The 14,171-nt window shown below is 69.6% G+C and carries 19 protein-coding genes; 7 read left to right on the top strand and 12 right to left on the bottom strand.

All coding sequences use genetic code 11. The features are described 5' to 3' along the window. Positions 1-45: 45 nt before the first annotated feature. Genes ACFJGU_RS08750 through ACFJGU_RS08740 form a run of 3 tightly spaced genes read right to left on the bottom strand, consistent with a single transcriptional unit; the run spans position 46 to position 3,488 of the window. Entirely contained in the window at positions 46-663 is a 618-nt protein-coding gene (locus ACFJGU_RS08750; RefSeq protein WP_382310318.1) for an RES family NAD+ phosphorylase, read from the bottom strand. Beyond that, positions 660-1,526: a hypothetical protein gene (locus ACFJGU_RS08745; protein ID WP_382309514.1), complete on the bottom strand. Its 867-nt coding sequence runs from the start codon at positions 1,524-1,526 to the stop codon at positions 660-662. Before ACFJGU_RS08745 ends, ACFJGU_RS08750 begins: the two co-directional genes overlap by 4 nt. Positions 1,527-1,580: 54 nt before the next feature. Beyond that, positions 1,581-3,488, bottom strand: a complete 1,908-nt coding sequence (locus ACFJGU_RS08740) for an FAD-binding monooxygenase (protein WP_382309512.1) — start codon at positions 3,486-3,488, stop codon at positions 1,581-1,583. A 95-nt stretch (positions 3,489-3,583) separates the two neighbouring features. Here ACFJGU_RS08740 and ACFJGU_RS08735 point away from each other — a divergent pair, with 95 nt between their 5' ends. Both ACFJGU_RS08735 and ACFJGU_RS08730 read left to right on the top strand, forming a co-directional pair. Next, the gene (locus ACFJGU_RS08735) at positions 3,584-3,946 is read left to right on the top strand and encodes a cupin domain-containing protein (protein WP_382309510.1); all 363 of its coding nucleotides are present in this window, start codon (positions 3,584-3,586) and stop codon (positions 3,944-3,946) included. After that, a complete protein-coding gene (locus ACFJGU_RS08730; RefSeq protein WP_382309508.1) occupies positions 3,943-4,926 on the top strand; it encodes an aldo/keto reductase in 984 nt (327 codons plus the stop codon). The genes ACFJGU_RS08735 and ACFJGU_RS08730 overlap by 4 nt, the downstream gene beginning before the upstream one ends. 19 nt (positions 4,927-4,945) lie before the next feature. Here the strand turns inward: ACFJGU_RS08730 and ACFJGU_RS08725 are convergent, their stop codons facing one another. The 3 genes from ACFJGU_RS08725 to ACFJGU_RS08715 form a co-directional block, all read right to left on the bottom strand. After that, the gene (locus tag ACFJGU_RS08725) at positions 4,946-5,989 is read right to left on the bottom strand and encodes an NAD(P)-dependent alcohol dehydrogenase (RefSeq protein ID WP_382309506.1); all 1,044 of its coding nucleotides are present in this window, start codon (positions 5,987-5,989) and stop codon (positions 4,946-4,948) included. A 93-nt stretch (positions 5,990-6,082) separates the two neighbouring features. Then, the gene (locus ACFJGU_RS08720; RefSeq protein WP_382309504.1) at positions 6,083-6,550 is read right to left on the bottom strand and encodes a MarR family winged helix-turn-helix transcriptional regulator; all 468 of its coding nucleotides are present in this window, start codon (positions 6,548-6,550) and stop codon (positions 6,083-6,085) included. Then, entirely contained in the window at positions 6,547-7,443 is an 897-nt protein-coding gene (locus ACFJGU_RS08715) for an MBL fold metallo-hydrolase (RefSeq protein ID WP_382309502.1), read from the bottom strand. The genes ACFJGU_RS08720 and ACFJGU_RS08715 overlap by 4 nt, the downstream gene beginning before the upstream one ends. A 155-nt stretch (positions 7,444-7,598) precedes the next feature. Between ACFJGU_RS08715 and ACFJGU_RS08710 the strand changes: the two genes are divergently transcribed. The 3 genes from ACFJGU_RS08710 (at position 7,599) to ACFJGU_RS08700 (ending at position 8,924) form a co-directional block, all read left to right on the top strand. Beyond that, positions 7,599-8,054 carry a hypothetical protein gene (locus tag ACFJGU_RS08710; RefSeq protein ID WP_382309500.1) on the top strand — a complete coding sequence of 152 codons (456 nt, stop codon included), beginning with the start codon at positions 7,599-7,601 and terminating at the stop codon, positions 8,052-8,054. 107 nt (positions 8,055-8,161) lie between these two features. Next, a complete protein-coding gene (locus ACFJGU_RS08705) occupies positions 8,162-8,335 on the top strand; it encodes a CsbD family protein (protein ID WP_382309498.1) in 174 nt (57 codons plus the stop codon). A 64-nt stretch (positions 8,336-8,399) separates the two neighbouring features. Then, the gene (locus tag ACFJGU_RS08700; RefSeq protein WP_382309496.1) at positions 8,400-8,924 is read left to right on the top strand and encodes a metallophosphoesterase family protein; all 525 of its coding nucleotides are present in this window, start codon (positions 8,400-8,402) and stop codon (positions 8,922-8,924) included. Positions 8,925-8,963: 39 nt separating this feature from the next. Here the strand turns inward: ACFJGU_RS08700 and ACFJGU_RS08695 are convergent, their stop codons facing one another. Both ACFJGU_RS08695 and ACFJGU_RS08690 read right to left on the bottom strand, forming a co-directional pair. Continuing rightward, positions 8,964-9,368 carry a hypothetical protein gene (locus tag ACFJGU_RS08695; protein WP_382309494.1) on the bottom strand — a complete coding sequence of 135 codons (405 nt, stop codon included), beginning with the start codon at positions 9,366-9,368 and terminating at the stop codon, positions 8,964-8,966. Positions 9,369-9,372: 4 nt separating this feature from the next. After that, complete coding sequence (locus ACFJGU_RS08690) at positions 9,373-9,630, bottom strand: hypothetical protein (protein WP_382309492.1); 258 nt, start codon at positions 9,628-9,630, stop codon at positions 9,373-9,375. A gap of 185 nt (positions 9,631-9,815) precedes the next feature. Here ACFJGU_RS08690 and ACFJGU_RS08685 point away from each other — a divergent pair, with 185 nt between their 5' ends. Continuing rightward, on the top strand, positions 9,816-10,562 hold the full coding sequence (locus tag ACFJGU_RS08685) for an alpha/beta fold hydrolase (RefSeq protein WP_382309490.1): 747 nt from the start codon (positions 9,816-9,818) through the stop codon (positions 10,560-10,562). Beyond that, positions 10,559-11,242 carry an esterase/lipase family protein gene (locus tag ACFJGU_RS08680; RefSeq protein ID WP_382309488.1) on the top strand — a complete coding sequence of 228 codons (684 nt, stop codon included), beginning with the start codon at positions 10,559-10,561 and terminating at the stop codon, positions 11,240-11,242. The genes ACFJGU_RS08685 and ACFJGU_RS08680 overlap by 4 nt, the downstream gene beginning before the upstream one ends. A 3-nt stretch (positions 11,243-11,245) precedes the next feature. On the opposite strand, the gene ACFJGU_RS08675 is transcribed toward ACFJGU_RS08680, so the two are convergent. From ACFJGU_RS08675 to ACFJGU_RS08660, 4 genes are all read right to left on the bottom strand, one after another. Then, entirely contained in the window at positions 11,246-11,779 is a 534-nt protein-coding gene (locus ACFJGU_RS08675; protein WP_382309486.1) for an HAAS signaling domain-containing protein, read from the bottom strand. A gap of 46 nt (positions 11,780-11,825) precedes the next feature. Next, positions 11,826-12,152, bottom strand: a complete 327-nt coding sequence (locus ACFJGU_RS08670; protein WP_382309484.1) for a PadR family transcriptional regulator — start codon at positions 12,150-12,152, stop codon at positions 11,826-11,828. A gap of 49 nt (positions 12,153-12,201) precedes the next feature. Next, the gene (locus ACFJGU_RS08665; RefSeq protein ID WP_382309483.1) at positions 12,202-12,897 is read right to left on the bottom strand and encodes a class I SAM-dependent methyltransferase; all 696 of its coding nucleotides are present in this window, start codon (positions 12,895-12,897) and stop codon (positions 12,202-12,204) included. Positions 12,898-12,968: 71 nt separating this feature from the next. After that, positions 12,969-14,021 carry an alpha/beta fold hydrolase gene (locus ACFJGU_RS08660; protein WP_382309481.1) on the bottom strand — a complete coding sequence of 351 codons (1,053 nt, stop codon included), beginning with the start codon at positions 14,019-14,021 and terminating at the stop codon, positions 12,969-12,971. Positions 14,022-14,171: the final 150 nt, after the last annotated feature.

Genomic DNA, 14,171 nt, shown 5'->3' with positions numbered 1-14,171 from the left:
CCAGGCCTTCGGCTAATGCCCTCGATCACCGATCGATGCGCGTACTTATCGCACTCCGAACCCGAGGTCGGTGGCGGCGCGGGCGATTATCCGCCCGAGCGACGGCGAACTGAGCACCTGCTGGAATCCCGCTCGAAGCGGGAACGACGGATCGTGCTTCGAACCCTCGAACAATCCGACTGCCGTTCGTCCCGTCATCGCAGAGATGTATCTGATCCCGTCGATGGCGTCACCAAGTGTCGAATCGATCAGATGCGCCCAGTCTTGGGTGTATCTCTTCGGACCTGTCGTCAGAGCCACTGAGGCCCCGTTACGCGAGAGGAAGGTTCCCGTCAGATCCAGGAGGCTGAGGGCCCGCACGGGTTGCCAGCCGATGAGTTCGGCGTCAGGGGAACGCGTGATGACGCGTGATGCTTGAAAGACCTCCGCGAACGCCGTCGCGAAGTCACCCGCCGCATACATGATTCCGCGATCATGGATGCCCGGAGGACGGGGATGCGGGTCGAATCGCATGCCCCTCACCGGACCGTAGTATCGCAATTCATCCCAAGGCAGGGCATGCTCACCCGAGATTCTGTTGATTCGCCACAGGACGCCCGTGTGAGAGACAAAGTCGACGCCGGGGTCGACTGCCAGGGCTACGGGAGGCGATGGGGCCTTCACCACGAGAGGTCGTCGATCAGCACGTCCAAGACGGATTCGACGTCTCCGCCGGAAACGAGCCAGTCGACGGGCGTGACCATTTCGCCGTCGATGCGGAGGGAGTTCTGAACGGTCATCATCCGTGAAGCCAGTTCGGCGGGGTGCATGTCTGCAGCGACCTCGGCGATCTCGGCCAGATGCGGTACGACGCTTGTCGTGCCCGTGGCCGACATCACAAACTGCCAGCGCGGGTAACGCAGCTCCTTGCCCATCTTTGTCGACAGAAGCAGACCGGCACTCTTTCGATGTCGGACTCGGCTCTCGTCTACACCGAGGAGGTCAGCGACGTTGCGGGTTGATACGAACGCAGTATCGTCACGGGCGGCCTGTTCGGCGACGAGTTCCGAAAGCCGCTCACTTCCCGAACCGGACTCAGGGTCGTCGATCCCACCGAATTGTTCGATGAAGCGGGAGTCTGATTCCGAGAGATGGCCTGCTTGCGCCGTCGACGAGTTATCCAGCGCCTTCGATACTGCGCTGAGAATGGCAGAGGCGTCGACCCCGGCCCGTATGGTGGCGGAAAGAAAATCGCCGAGGAGTTTAGAGGTCACGGAACTCAGCCCCTCACCCAGGCCTGCGCCCATTGCGGCGGGCACAATAGCGGCGACACCCTCGATCAATGCTCGTTGTGCATACCCGGTGCGCACGTCCGTTTCAGAGAGGCGGTGACGTGTCGCCGCTTGTTCGATCGCGTCGTCCACTTCGCGGAAAGCCGCTTCCGCCTCCTGATCCTCCTCTCCATGGCGCCGCTCTCTCTCGACCTGCAATCCGGTCGGAGTAACGAACATGAACAGGTCCTCGCGGGCCACCGCGAGGTCGGCCACGCGTGTTCTGCCTTCTCTCATTCGGCTGTCCGCACTAGTCATATCTTGAGCATATCATTCATGCGCGAGAAGCATGGTGCCCGCGAAGAACTCGGCCAGCGCCGTCGTGGCCGTGAACGGGAGCACGTGCGCGACGTACTGGTCGGGGCGGACGACCACGACGCATCCGTCGCGCCGGTCGACGCCACGCTGGTCGTGGATGTCGGCGCCGGGCGCTGCGGCGTAGGCCTTCTCGTAGTCGACGAGCCCGAACGGGCCGACCCGCGGCACGAAGATCGCGGGGACGGTGGCGATGTCGACCTCGGTGTGGGCCTGCGGGTAGACGACCTTGACGTCGAAGACGCTGTCGCGGTCGGTGCCGGCCGGCGTGTACGCCACCACCGGCGAGTCGGGTGAGACCGCGAGCCATTCCGCCCACGCCTCGAAGGCCGGGTCGCCGGCGGGAGTCGCCGCCGCCGCGCCGGGGAACGCGTACAGGCGCCAGCGCCCGTCGGCGCGATGGTGATGGCCGAGGTGGATCGGGTTGCCGTCGGCCACCCGCACGACGGGAGCCGACTTGAAGCGCTTGCCGATCGGGAATCCGGAGGCGAGGGCCTGATGCGTCGCCGCGCCGATGAGCATCGACGGTGGGTACTCGGTCATGAATCCGGCGGGGAACTCGGCCGTGCGCACGTAGAACTCGCTCAGTTCCCGCGGGTCGTCGAACTCCTCGGGCTTCTTGGCCATCAGCGTCGACCACTTCTTGTCGAAGTCGATGAGACTCTGCGCGATCACCTGCCGCTCAGCGGAGTAGGTCGCGAGCAGGGTCTCGGGGCTGCGCCCGATGAGCACCGAGCCGAGTTTCCAGCCGAGGTTGAAGCCGTCCTGCATCGAGACGTTCATCCCTTGGCCGGCCTTCGCGCTGTGGGTGTGGCACGCGTCGCCCGCGATGAACACCCGGGGCGTGCGGCCCGGCTCCTCAGCGGGCACGTCGTCGAACGTGTCGGTGAGGCGGTGGCCCACCTCGTAGACGCTGTACCACGCGACATCCTTCACCTCGAGCGTGTAGGGGTGCAGGATACGGTTCGCCTTGGCGATGGCGGTCTCCACCGTCGTCCCGCGCACGGCGCCGTGGTCGTCGGCGGCGACCTCGCCGAGATCGACGTACATGCGGAACAGGTGACCGCCCTCGCGCGGGATGTGCAGGATGCTGCCCGCCTGCGACTGGATGGCGCACTTCGTGCGGATGTCGGGGAAGTCGGTGACGGCGAGGGTGTCCATCACCGCCCACGCGTGCGAGGCGGACTGACCCACGAGCTGGCGTCCGATCGCCTCGCGGACGCCGCTGCGAGCGCCGTCGCACCCGACGACGTATTTCGCGCGGACCGTCCGCTCCCGGCCCTCGCGTTCGCCCGCGGTCTCGCGCAGGGTGACCGTGACCGGGTGGTCGGCAGCGTCGGCCGCGTCGGCCACCTCGAGCCCGAGGAACTCCAGGCCGTAGTCGGGCGTCATCCGCGTCGGCGAGAACGCCATCACCTCGGCGAAGTAGTCGAGCACCCGCGCCTGGTTCACGATGAGGTGGGGGAACTCGCTCACCCCGGTGGCGTCGTCGACCGGCCGGTCGGTGCGCACGATCCGCGAGGGGTCGGCGGCATCCGGGCCCCAGAAGCTCATCTCCGTGATGCGGTACGCCTCGTCGATGATCCGGCCGGCGAACCCGAAGGCCTGGAAAGTCTCGACACTGCGCGCCTGGATACCGTCGGCCTGACCGATGGCGAGTCGCCCCGGTCGGCGCTCCACCAGCCGCGTCGTGATGCTCGGGAACTGCGAGAGCTGCGCCGCCAGGATCATGCCGGCGGGCCCCGCTCCCACGATGAGCACATCGACCTCCTCGGGCACCTCGGCGGGACGATCGATACCGGTGCCGGCCGCGGGGCTGATCCGCGGATCGCCGGACACGTAGCCGTGGTGGTGGAACTGCATGGTGCCTCACTGTCATCGTCGACGGTGCTCCATTATGGAACGCCGGAACTCGAGTCCCCTAGCGCTCCGCCCCGCGGCGGGCGTACAGTCTCGCCATGGTCACCGACGACCCGGTGTTGACGAATCCCGAGCATTACCGCACGCTCTGGGAGAACGAGTTCGTGCGCGTTCTCGAGTACCGCGACGAGGCCGGTGACAGCACGACGCCGCACGAGCATCCGAACACCGTGATGGTGACGCTCAGTTCCTTCGCGCGCCGGCTCTCCGCAGGGGGGCGGGAGTTCACGACCGAGCTCCCCGAGGGTGTCGCCGTCTGGTTGCCCGCGCAGCGCCACTCGGGCGAGAACACCGGGAGCACACCGACCCACACGATCTTGGTCGAGCTCAAGGGAGCCGCGGCCGGCGACCCCGGTGGTGGAGACCTGGGCCCGTCGTCGGCGATACAGTCGGACGCGTGACCGACACGCAGGAACCCGACGACGAGGGCGTGGGCGACCTCGCCTCCCGACTGGGGCTGGGCCTCGCGGCCATCGGCCGTCCCGCCTACATCACGGCCGGCCGCGAGGGCGACCTCGGGGCGGGCGACGACCGCACCGTCGAGGCGATGCGCGACCGCGCCCACGGTCTGCTCGAGGCGGCCTGGTGGCTCGGCATCCGCTACTTCGATGCGGCGCGCTCGTACGGCCTGGCCGAGCAGTTCCTCGGATCGTGGCTCGCCGCACATCCGGGTCGCCGTGACGAACTCACCATCGGCTCGAAATGGGGTTACGAATACGTCGGCGACTGGCGGATGGATGCGCCGGTGCACGAGCGCAAGGAGCACAGCCTCGCGATGCTCGACCGGCAGTGGCCCGAGACGGTGGAGGCGCTCGGCACGGAGCCCGACGTCTACCTGGTGCACTCCCTCACCCCCGACAGCCCGGTGCTCGGCGACCGAGCACTCCTCGACCGCCTGCGCGAGCTCGCGGCGAGCGGGGTGCGCGTCGGCTTCTCCACCAGCGGCCCGGAGCAGGCCGCCGTGATCGACGCCGCGCTCGCCCTGCCCGATTCCCCGTTCTCCGCGGTGCAGAGCACGTGGAACCTGCTCGAACAGTCGGCCGGCCCTGCCCTCGAGCGGGCGAACGACGCACGGTGGCTGGTGGTGGTGAAGGAGGTGCTCGCCAACGGCCGGCTCAGCGCGGAAGGCACCGCGGGCGGCCGGGAAGCGGATGCCGCTGCTCTCGCCGCGCGCGACGAACAGCCGCTGGAGGGACTCGCCATCGGCGCCGCGGTGGCGCATCCGTGGGCCGACATCGTGGTGAGCGGGGCGGTCACCCGCAAGCAATTGCGCTCGAACCTGGACGCGAAGGCTCCGGCCGTCCCGGTGGAACAGCTCGAAGCCCTCGCGGAGCCGCCCGAGCAGTACTGGGCGGAGCGCGCCGCGCGCGAGTGGCGCTAGACGCGCGTCCGCCCGCCGGCTACTTCAGGGTGGCGACGTCGATCACGAAGCGGTAGCGCACATCCGACGCCAGCACGCGCTCGTAGGCCTCGTTGATGTAGTCGGCCGCGACCAGTTCGGTCTCCGGAGCGATGCCGTGCTCGGCACAGAAGTCGAGCATCTCCTGGGTCTCGCCGATGCTGCCGATGCCCGATCCGGCGAAGGAGCGGCGGTTGCCGAACAGCGTGAAGACGTGGATCGGCAGAGCCTCCGGCGGCGCGCCGACGTTCACCAGGGTGCCGTCGAGGGCGAGGAGCGAGAGGTAGGCGTCGAGGTCGATCACCGCGCTCACCGTGTTGATGATCAGGTCGAAGCTGTTCGCGAGGTGCTCGAAGGTGTCCGGGTCGCTGGTGGCGAAGTAGTGGTCGGCGCCGAGGCGCAGGCCGTCGTCCTTCTTGCTGAGGGTCTGCGAGAGCACGGTGACCTCGGCACCCATGGCATGGGCGATCTTGACGGCCATGTGGCCGAGACCGCCCAGGCCCACGACCGCGACCTTCTTGCCGGGGCCGGCGTTCCAGTGGGCGAGGGGCGAGTAGGTGGTGATGCCGGCACACAGCAGCGGCGCGGCGGCCTCGAAGGGGATGTTCTCGGGCACCCGCAGCACGAAGTCCTCGTCGACCACCACGTGGGTGGAGTACCCGCCCTGCGTGATGGTGCCGTCGCGGTCGACGGAGCCGTAGGTGCCGGTGTTGCCCTTGAGGCAGTACTGCTCCTGGCCGGCGAGGCAGTTCGCGCACTCGCGGCAGGAGTTCACCATGCAGCCGACACCCACGCGATCGCCGACCTGATGGCGGGAGACCTCGGAGCCGACCTCGGTGACGAAGCCGACGATCTCGTGGCCGACGGTCAGCGGGTACTGTTGCGGCCCCCAGTCGCCGCGGACGGTGTGGATGTCGGAGTGGCAGATTCCGGCGTAGGCGATCTCGATCAGCACGTCTTTCGGGCCGAGATCGCGGCGCTGGATGGTGGTGCGGGTGAGGGGTTCGGTGGCGGACGGGGCGGCGTAAGCGTTCACAGTAAGCATCGCCATCCATTCAACCCCGTCGAGAGGGGTGCCGGGAGTCACTGGCGTGACCGGTAACGGGAGTACCCCCCTGGACCGGTACGGCAGGCAGGGTCAGCGACGGAGGCCGCGACCTGCGAGAGCCTCCGCGGCCGGGGTGCTCGAGGCGAGGGATGCGAGCAGGGCGATGGCCGCGTCGACGTCGCTGCCGACGGCGACTTCGAGCACGGCGTCGATCTGCCGGTACAGCTCCTCCTCGATCGCGCGCACCGCCACCTCGGCCGCTCTCCCGGCCGAGGTGAGCGTCAGGGTGACGCGGCGGCGGTCGTCCACGGCCACCTCGCGCGACACGAGTCCCGCCTCCACGAGCCGGTCGATCAGACGGCTCGGATTGGTGCCGTTCTCGCAGATGAGCAGCCGGCCGACGTCCTGCAGGCTGAGCGGCCCGAAGTCGCCGATGACCCGGACGGCCTCGCCTTGCGAGGGCGTCAGCCCGAGCGGCCGGAGCGCCGCCGCGAGCTGTCGGTTGCCCTCGCGTTGCACGGCGAGCACCAGGTAGCGGAGCTGCTCGGCGCGCCTCATCCGCGCACTCCGCCGGCGGCCGCCGCCCGGACGGCGGCTTCGGCACCCGGATCGTGAGCGGCGGCGACGACGAGCCCAGGCATCCTCGTGCCCAGCTCGGCCACCATGCGGCTCGACGACCGCAGCCGCGCGCGGTTGCCGACCCCCGGCACGTCACCGTGCTCGAGTCGGTGCACGTCGTAGGTCAGGTCGCCGACCAGCAGGATCGGCGCCACACCGGGGCGCCGCACGAGCAGCGAGAGCGAACCCGGCGTGTGACCCGGGGTCGGCAGAAGCACGAGACTGCCGTCGCCGAACAGGTCGTGCGCGCGGCGGAAGGGCTCCACGGAGGTGTCGGCGGGCCCCCAGCGCACGGTCTCCCAGTTCAGGCCGTCGAGCCGGATGTGGGACTCGAGCAGTCCGGCGAGCTCCGGCAACGGGCGGTCGAGGGTCGCCCATTCGGCCGGATCGACCAGGATGCGCGGCCGGCGACGGTCGCCACCGGGCGCGGCGCCGACCCGGGCCAATTCGCCCAGTCCTCCGATGTGGTCCTGGTGCAGGTGCGACAGCACGGCGATCTCGATGTCGGACACCGCGAGCCCGATCCGCTCGAGCCCCGCAGTCAGCGTCTGGTCGGCGTCGATCGCGAAGCGCGCGAGACGCCGGTAGAGCAATCCGGCCGGACCCTGGGGGAAATAGGCGGGGTCGGTGACGGATGCGCGATCCTGGCCGGTGTCGAAGAGGACGATCCCGCGCTCGTGCTCGATGACGTAGACGTTGATCGGTCGCGGCGCGGTCCAGCGCCGGGAGGTCGTCAGCCACCACGCCATCGGGGCGCGGGTCGCCGCCGCGTGCTCGGGCCGGATCTCGACCTGCCCCGTGCTGAAGACCTCGACCCTGTGGATCGGATTCATCGCGGACTCCTTCGTGCTCCACGTCATCATATGACGCGTCATATGAATACGGCAAGGTCTTTGGACGGTGGTGGCATTGACGTCCTCGGCGCCGCGGAATAACGTGACCGCACACGAGCGGCCGCGGGGAGCGGGCGTCGGATCGGAGGCCGAGGATGCATATCGCGTTCCCCTTCCCCCGGGGGCGCTCTGCAGAGCCCGAAGGCTTCCCGGAAGAGTTCACGGGCTCGTGCCTAGGCGCCTCCTACTCGATGCTCGCCGTGCTCGACGAGACCGTCGAGACCCTCGCCGACGTCGACGACCTCGTGGCCGGTTGGGGCGACGGCAGCACCGCCGCCGCCCGGCGCAGCCTCCGCATGCAGGTCAAGCTCGCCCGCCTCCACGGCTGGCTGCTCGATCTGCGCTGTTGCCCCGAACACGCTGCGATCCAGGACGAGTCGGCCCGCCTGGTCGACTTCTCCCTCACGATGCTCCGCCATCTGCACACCAGCCGCGAGCGCCGTGACGGCGGACGCCTCGAGGTCGCCGGGCTCGGCTCACCCGCCGACCGCGTCATGCGCCTTCGCGACACCCTCTCCGCAGCGCTCCGGGAGCGCCCCCGCTTCGCCTGACCCGACGCCTTCTCCTGGAGATTGCTGAACGAGAGTGGCCGATTTCGGCGACCGGAGCACACTGGAAAAAACCGCGATCAGCGGATTCGACACAGGAGGAGCTCACCATGGGTGTAGACGACAAGATCAAGAACGCAGCCGAAGACCTGGGCGGCAAGGCCAAGGAAGCCTTCGGCAAGGCCACGGGCGACGACTCCAAGGTCGCCGAGGGCAAGGCCGACCAGAGCAAGGCCGACGTGAAGAAGGCCGGCGAGAACGTCAAAGACGCGTTCAAGCACTGATCAGCATCGATGAGGGGCGCCGCGACGAGCGGCGCCCCTCACGCGTTCGTGGCAGGGTGGCGACATGGTGACCCGACTCCTCCTGCTCGCCGACACGCACGTACCGAAACGAGCCCGCCGCCTGCCCAACTCCGTGTGGGCCGCAGTCGACGACGCGGATGTCGTGCTGCACGCCGGCGATTGGGTCGACGAGGCGACGCTCGACGCGCTCGAGGCGAGAGCGCGCCGACTCGTCGGCGTGGCCGGCAACAACGACGGCCCCGGTCTGCACGCCCGTCTCGGCGAGGTCGCCCGGCTGGAGATCGAGGGTCTCCGGTTCGCGATGATCCACGAGACCGGCCCGGCGACGGGTCGCGAGGCACGCGCCGACGCCGCCTTCCCGGATGCCGACGTGCTCGTCTTCGGTCACAGTCACATCCCGTGGGACTCCACCACGCGCCGCGGCCTGCGCCTGCTCAACCCGGGCTCCCCCACAGATCGGCGTCGGCAACCGCGCTGCACCTTCCTGACCCTGATGGTCCACGCCGGGGCGCTGATCGACGTCACTCTCATCGATGCCGCCGACGGCACCCCGACCCCCTTCCCCTGATCGCGGGTGCCTCGTACCGGCCACTCCGCCGGGGGGGGCTCAGAGACGGTAGAAGTCGCCGATCAGGGCCACTACACAGAGTGCCGGTGCCGCGACGAACAGGGCAAGGCCGATGCGGAGGAGCCAGGCGATCCGGGTGGTCGCACGCCGGGCATCCGCTCCCCCGGGGGCGGCGGCCGCCGCGAAGACGGCCACCATGACCCCGCCGAGCAGCGCGCCCGCCCAGAAGAGCCGCTCCCAGCGATCCACGAGCACTCCGGCGAACCAGCCGGAGACGATCACGGCCCCGCAGACGATCGCCATCGTCGATGCGGCGGCCAGGAAGAGCACGGCGGCATGCCGCTCCAGCTCCGCGCGACGCCGGGTCGATCGTGCCGTGTCGGCGATGAGTTCGGCCTCGGCGAGGTCACGACGGTCGGACGTGCCGCGTTCGCCGGTTGTCATCGCGTCAGAGCGGGGGGAGCTTCGCGAGGGCCGCGTCGGCATTCGCTTCACTGACGCCCAGTTTCTGCACGAGCAGGGCGCGCGCCGGGCCCGTGTCGCCCCGTTTCAGGGCCTGATACGCCGCGTCGGCGCTGCCCGACAGATCCGGTGTCGGACGCTTCGTCACACCGATCTGGTCGGCGAGTTCCTGTGCCGTGTTCACTCCGAATGCCTCCGCGATGGCGGGAGGAAGGCGGTAGCCAGCAAGAAGTCCGAGATCCATGAGATTCCTTTCGACGACGATCCGATGCCCTCACCGTACGTCGTGACACCGAGACCGGCGGGGGGTCGACAACACACCGACCGTGGTCTACGGAGCATGCCTCGACCCACGGTCGCGCGGACGGATCGACTGCGGATCCCCCTTGACCCGGTGCGCTGCGGCCCCGGGAGGCCGATGCTGGAGGGATGACACGTCCTGAGTCCGCCGAGGTCGTCGTGCACACCGGGCACGACCACGGTGGCGACGCGCCCTTCGTGATCGTTCCGGGCATCGGGATGTCGCATCGCTACAGCGTCCGGCTGCACGACGAACTGGCGCGCACGGCGACCGTCCTCTCCCTCGACCTTCCCGGTTTCGGCGGCTTGCCGAGACCGAGCGAACGGATGTCCGTGCCTGACTACGCCCGGGCCATCGCCCGCACGCTCGACGATCGACGCATCGGGCGGGCCGTGCTGATCGGCCATTCGATGGGCGCGCAGTTCTCCGTCGAGCTGGCACGGCAGCGTCCGCATCTCGTGGAACGGCTCGTGCTCGCGGCACCGGTCGTCGACCCGCACCGCCGCACCGCGCGGCAGCAGAGCCTCGATCTGCTGCGCGACCTGGTGCTCGAGTCCCCGTCGGCCGCCGCGCTCGTCACCGCCGACTACGTGCGCACCGGGCCACGTTGGTTCTTCACCGAGGTGCGCTCGATGCTCGCCTACCGCACGGAGGAGGCGATCAGCGGGGTCGCGTGTCCGGTTTTGGTGCTGCGGGGCGAGAACGACCCCATCGCGCGCCGCGGGTGGTGCTACGACCTGGCCCACCGCGCCGCCGACGGCGAGCTCGCCGAGATCGCGAAGGCCGGTCACGTGCTGCAACACACGGCGAGCGAACGGGTCGCCCGGGCCATCATGGCCTTCGCCGCCCGTGACGTGCAGAACACGCCGCGATGACGATGCACTGGTGGGATCGTGCCGGGTGGTGGGTGAAGGACTACCTGACGGCCAGCCGCCTCCTCCTCAGCGGCCTGACGTCGCGCGCCGATCCGGGCGACTACCGCTCCGGCACCGAGCGACCTTGCGTCGTCATCCCCGGCGTGTACGAGACCTGGCACTTCATGCGGCCGATCGTCGAGGCACTGCACGAGCGGGGGCATCCGGTGTTCGTCGTCGCCGACCTCGGACACAACCGCCGCCCGGTTCTCGAGAGTGCCGAGCTCGTCGCCCGGTTCGTGGCCGATCACGGGCTCGACGACGTGTTCATCGCCGCACACAGCAAGGGCGGGCTGATCGGCAAGTACGCGATGCTGAAGCTCGATCCCGATCGCCGGTTCGTGCGGATGGTCGCGATCGCCACCCCGTTCTCGGGCAGCCGCTACGCCAATTGGGCCCCGAATCGCACGCTCCGCGCGTTCCGGGCCGACGACCCGATCACGGCGGCACTGGCCGCCGAGGACGTGGTGAACGACCGCATCACCTCGGTCTACGGCGCGTTCGATCCGATCATCCCGGAGAGCAGCGTGCTGCCCGGCGCCGAGAACATCGAACTGCCCACCGGCGGCCACTTCCGCATCCTCCGCGACCCGCGCACGATCGCCCTGGTCGTGGCGGAGGCGACCGGACCCCAGGCGTAGGGCTCAGGCCGGCGAACGCTCCCCCCAGTGGGCGCGGAGGAAGGAGCCGACGAAGATGTTCACCAGGAGGGGCAGGATCAGCAGCACGCCGAGGCCCACGAGTCCGAAGTCGGTCGTGCGGAAGAACAGGAGCGCCGCCAGAGCCACGACCGCCCCGGCGATCGAGGTGAGGATGGCGCGCCGGCGCACGGCCGAGGTCCACCCCGAACCGACGCCGATCAGCACGAGACCGGCGATCCACCCGAGCCCGACGTACCAGCCGACGGTCAGCACGACCGCGGTGACGGTCGGGTACACCAGCGAAGACGGTTGATCGGGGTTCATCGACCGGAGCTGCGCCGTCGCATCGGCGGCGATCGCCCGCGGGTCCCCCAGCTCGGCGATGCGTGCGCGCGCCTCCTCGTCGTTCAGGCCGTCGAGTTCGCCCGCGATGTCGGCGAGGAGGTCGGTTCGGACGGATGCGGGTGCCGCGGCGAGCGCGGCGTCGAGCTCACCCAGGTACCGCTGGGCCGGGATGCTCCGGGATTCGCTGGTCATGTCGTTCTTCTCTCGTCAAGACGGTCGGATGGAGGTGTTCCGGTCGTCAATCGGGGCCGGTGATGCGGTCGACGGCGGAGGCGAACGGTTCCCACTGGCGACGGAACTGGTCGAGCTGATCCCGGCCCTTCGGGGTCAGGGCGTAGTACTTCCGGGGCCGGGCGGAGTCGGACTCGTCGGCGTGCGCGACGATCAGACGCTGATCGCGCAACCGCGCGAGAAGGGGGTAGAGGGTGCCGATGCTCCCGATCAGTCCCTGCTCGACCAAGTGCTCGGAGATCTTCCACCCGTAGGCGGGCGCCCGGCGCAGGATGCCGAGAACGCAGTACTCCACGACGCCCTTCCGCAGCTGAGCGCCGACATCGCTTGTCATGCATTGCATCATATGCTGCCAAGCACGATACGGCAATCGCGGTGAGATCTCACATCCGAGCGATGCCCGCGATCTGCGTGTTGAACGGGAGGAAGGGCGTGTGCACGCGATAACGCTCGAGCGTGACGCCCGCGAAACCGGCGGAGCGGATGGCGCCCTCCAGGTCTCGCTCGCAGGAGCATCCCTCGAAGGTCCAGCCCCACGGCCGGCGCAGCGCCCGCTGAGCGAAGCGGGTCGGGGTGCCGGCATCCGCCACCACGTGCTCGACGAAGCGGAACGTCCCGCCGGGCCGCAGGATGCGCTGGATCTCGGCCAGCACCACCTCCGGCTCCCGAACCGAGCAGAGCACGAGCGAGGAGATGACGGCGTCGACACTCCGGTCAGGCAGTCCGGTGCGTTCCGCCATCCGTTCGCGCAGGTCGAGCAGCACGCCGCGTTCGCGCGCTGCCGTCCGCAGCCGGCCGTGCATGTAACGGTTCGGTTCGATGGCCACCAGGATGCCGCCGACCGGAAGGTAGCGGAGGTTGGCGCCGACCCCGGACCCGAGTTCGACCACCTCGCGGGGGAGTCCGGAGAACACCCGTCGCTTCTGCCGGCGGAGGCTGCGCTCCAGGGTGGGGCCGAGCACGCGGAAGAACGCCGCGTTGAATCGGCCGCGGCCGCCGTGCAACTCGAATCCGGCCGTCGCGGGTGCGGCCGGCGCGGGTGCACTCGGGGCGGGAAGGGATTCAGTCGGGTCGCTCATGGTCGCTCCAGGGATTCGTGGGTCACCCCAGCTTCGACCGCCCACTCGGGCCCGTCAGGCGGGGAACTACCTCAGTTCGCGCCACCGGCGGCATCCGCCGGGCCGCTCGCTCGGCCCTGCCCGGAGGCGTACCACGCGGCGATCTGCGCCCGCGAGCGGAAACCCAGGCGCACCCGGATGCGCTCGACGTGCCCCTCGGCCGACCGCTCGTCGATGCCCAACCGCGCGGCGATCTCGCGGTTCGAACATCCCTCGCTGACGAGAGCGGCGACCTCGTTCTGCCGGGCCGTCAGGGTTCCGCTGGAGGCGCGGGCCACCCGGAGGCCCAGGAAGCGGCGGATCGTCGCCACGAGGGCAGCCGAGTCGCCGAACGCCGGCAGGTGCGACCGGCCGGGAAGCGCGACGAACTCGGCCCCCTCGATTCCCGCGGCGAGCGCCGCGGCCTGCGCGAGCGGCGCGGCGCGGTCGCGCTCCCGGTGCACGACCAGGGTCGGCGAGCGCACACCGGCGAGGACGTCGCCGACGTCGAGCTCGTAGCTCATCGCCAGGAGGGCGCGGGCGGTCGCGGCGGTGCAGGTCGCCCGCTGGTAGCGCGCGAATCGCTGACGGGAGACGGTGTCGGCGTCGGGTGCGAAGACGTCGGTGAGCACGTCCGAGCCGAGTCCCCAGTGCGATTCGACGATCCCCAGGATGTGCCGCTGCGCGCTCGGCGGCGAAAGGGCCGGGCCCGACACCCATCCGCCGTAGAGCACCAGCCGCCGGACCCGCTCCGGATGCGCCGCCGCCCACGCCACCGCGACGAGCGCCCCGAGGGAAGCGCCCACCAGGTCGAACGGTTCCGGGCCGAGAGTGTCGGCGACCGCGGAGAGCTGCTCCAGCTCGTAATCCAGCGACGGCGGGCGATCGGATGACGCGGACAAACCGCAGCCGGCCCTGTCGTAGCGCACCAGGCGGCTCCCCCGCCCGAGCGATTCGAGGAACGTGCGTTCCTCGGGCAGCTCGATGCTCAGCTGGAGGTGGCCGAGCCATCCGGAGACGTAGAGCAGCGGTCGGCCTGAACCGGTCTCGGCCACCGCCAGCTCCGTTCCGTCGCCTGTCGTCACCCGCCCGATGCGCTGCTGCATCCCCCCATTGTCGTCGCGTTCGCCGACCGGAGGGATCCAGCCCGATGACGTGCCGTGCACCGCTTGGCACTCTCGAGGGTCGAGTGCTAAATTATTCGTAGTTGAGTCGAAGCCGCTCAACTCTCATGATTCGGAAGGAGATTGATTCAT

This window comes from Herbiconiux sp. UC225_62, from assembly GCF_042694625.1.
Taxonomy (GTDB): domain Bacteria; phylum Actinomycetota; class Actinomycetes; order Actinomycetales; family Microbacteriaceae; genus Herbiconiux.
Note: the sequence above shows the minus strand (reverse complement) of the source record. Positions and strands in the feature narration are given on the sequence as shown.

What these genes read in the sequence shown, in the direction of transcription:
- ACFJGU_RS08740 (WP_382309512.1), bottom strand. Translation starts at nt 3,488, where the DNA reads ATGCAGTTCCACCACCACGGCTACGTGTCCGGCGATCCGCGGATCAGC.
- ACFJGU_RS08735 (WP_382309510.1), top strand. Translation starts at nt 3,584, where the DNA reads ATGGTCACCGACGACCCGGTGTTGACGAATCCCGAGCATTACCGCACG.
- ACFJGU_RS08725 (WP_382309506.1), bottom strand. Translation starts at nt 5,989, where the DNA reads ATGCTTACTGTGAACGCTTACGCCGCCCCGTCCGCCACCGAACCCCTC.
- ACFJGU_RS08720 (WP_382309504.1), bottom strand. Translation starts at nt 6,550, where the DNA reads ATGAGGCGCGCCGAGCAGCTCCGCTACCTGGTGCTCGCCGTGCAACGC.
- ACFJGU_RS08715 (WP_382309502.1), bottom strand. Translation starts at nt 7,443, where the DNA reads ATGAATCCGATCCACAGGGTCGAGGTCTTCAGCACGGGGCAGGTCGAG.
- ACFJGU_RS08710 (WP_382309500.1), top strand. Translation starts at nt 7,599, where the DNA reads ATGCATATCGCGTTCCCCTTCCCCCGGGGGCGCTCTGCAGAGCCCGAA.
- ACFJGU_RS08705 (WP_382309498.1), top strand. Translation starts at nt 8,162, where the DNA reads ATGGGTGTAGACGACAAGATCAAGAACGCAGCCGAAGACCTGGGCGGC.
- ACFJGU_RS08700 (WP_382309496.1), top strand. Translation starts at nt 8,400, where the DNA reads ATGGTGACCCGACTCCTCCTGCTCGCCGACACGCACGTACCGAAACGA.
- ACFJGU_RS08695 (WP_382309494.1), bottom strand. Translation starts at nt 9,368, where the DNA reads ATGACAACCGGCGAACGCGGCACGTCCGACCGTCGTGACCTCGCCGAG.
- ACFJGU_RS08690 (WP_382309492.1), bottom strand. Translation starts at nt 9,630, where the DNA reads ATGGATCTCGGACTTCTTGCTGGCTACCGCCTTCCTCCCGCCATCGCG.
- ACFJGU_RS08685 (WP_382309490.1), top strand. Translation starts at nt 9,816, where the DNA reads ATGACACGTCCTGAGTCCGCCGAGGTCGTCGTGCACACCGGGCACGAC.
- ACFJGU_RS08680 (WP_382309488.1), top strand. Translation starts at nt 10,559, where the DNA reads ATGACGATGCACTGGTGGGATCGTGCCGGGTGGTGGGTGAAGGACTAC.
- ACFJGU_RS08675 (WP_382309486.1), bottom strand. Translation starts at nt 11,779, where the DNA reads ATGACCAGCGAATCCCGGAGCATCCCGGCCCAGCGGTACCTGGGTGAG.
- ACFJGU_RS08670 (WP_382309484.1), bottom strand. Translation starts at nt 12,152, where the DNA reads ATGACAAGCGATGTCGGCGCTCAGCTGCGGAAGGGCGTCGTGGAGTAC.
- ACFJGU_RS08665 (WP_382309483.1), bottom strand. Translation starts at nt 12,897, where the DNA reads ATGAGCGACCCGACTGAATCCCTTCCCGCCCCGAGTGCACCCGCGCCG.
- ACFJGU_RS08660 (WP_382309481.1), bottom strand. Translation starts at nt 14,021, where the DNA reads ATGCAGCAGCGCATCGGGCGGGTGACGACAGGCGACGGAACGGAGCTG.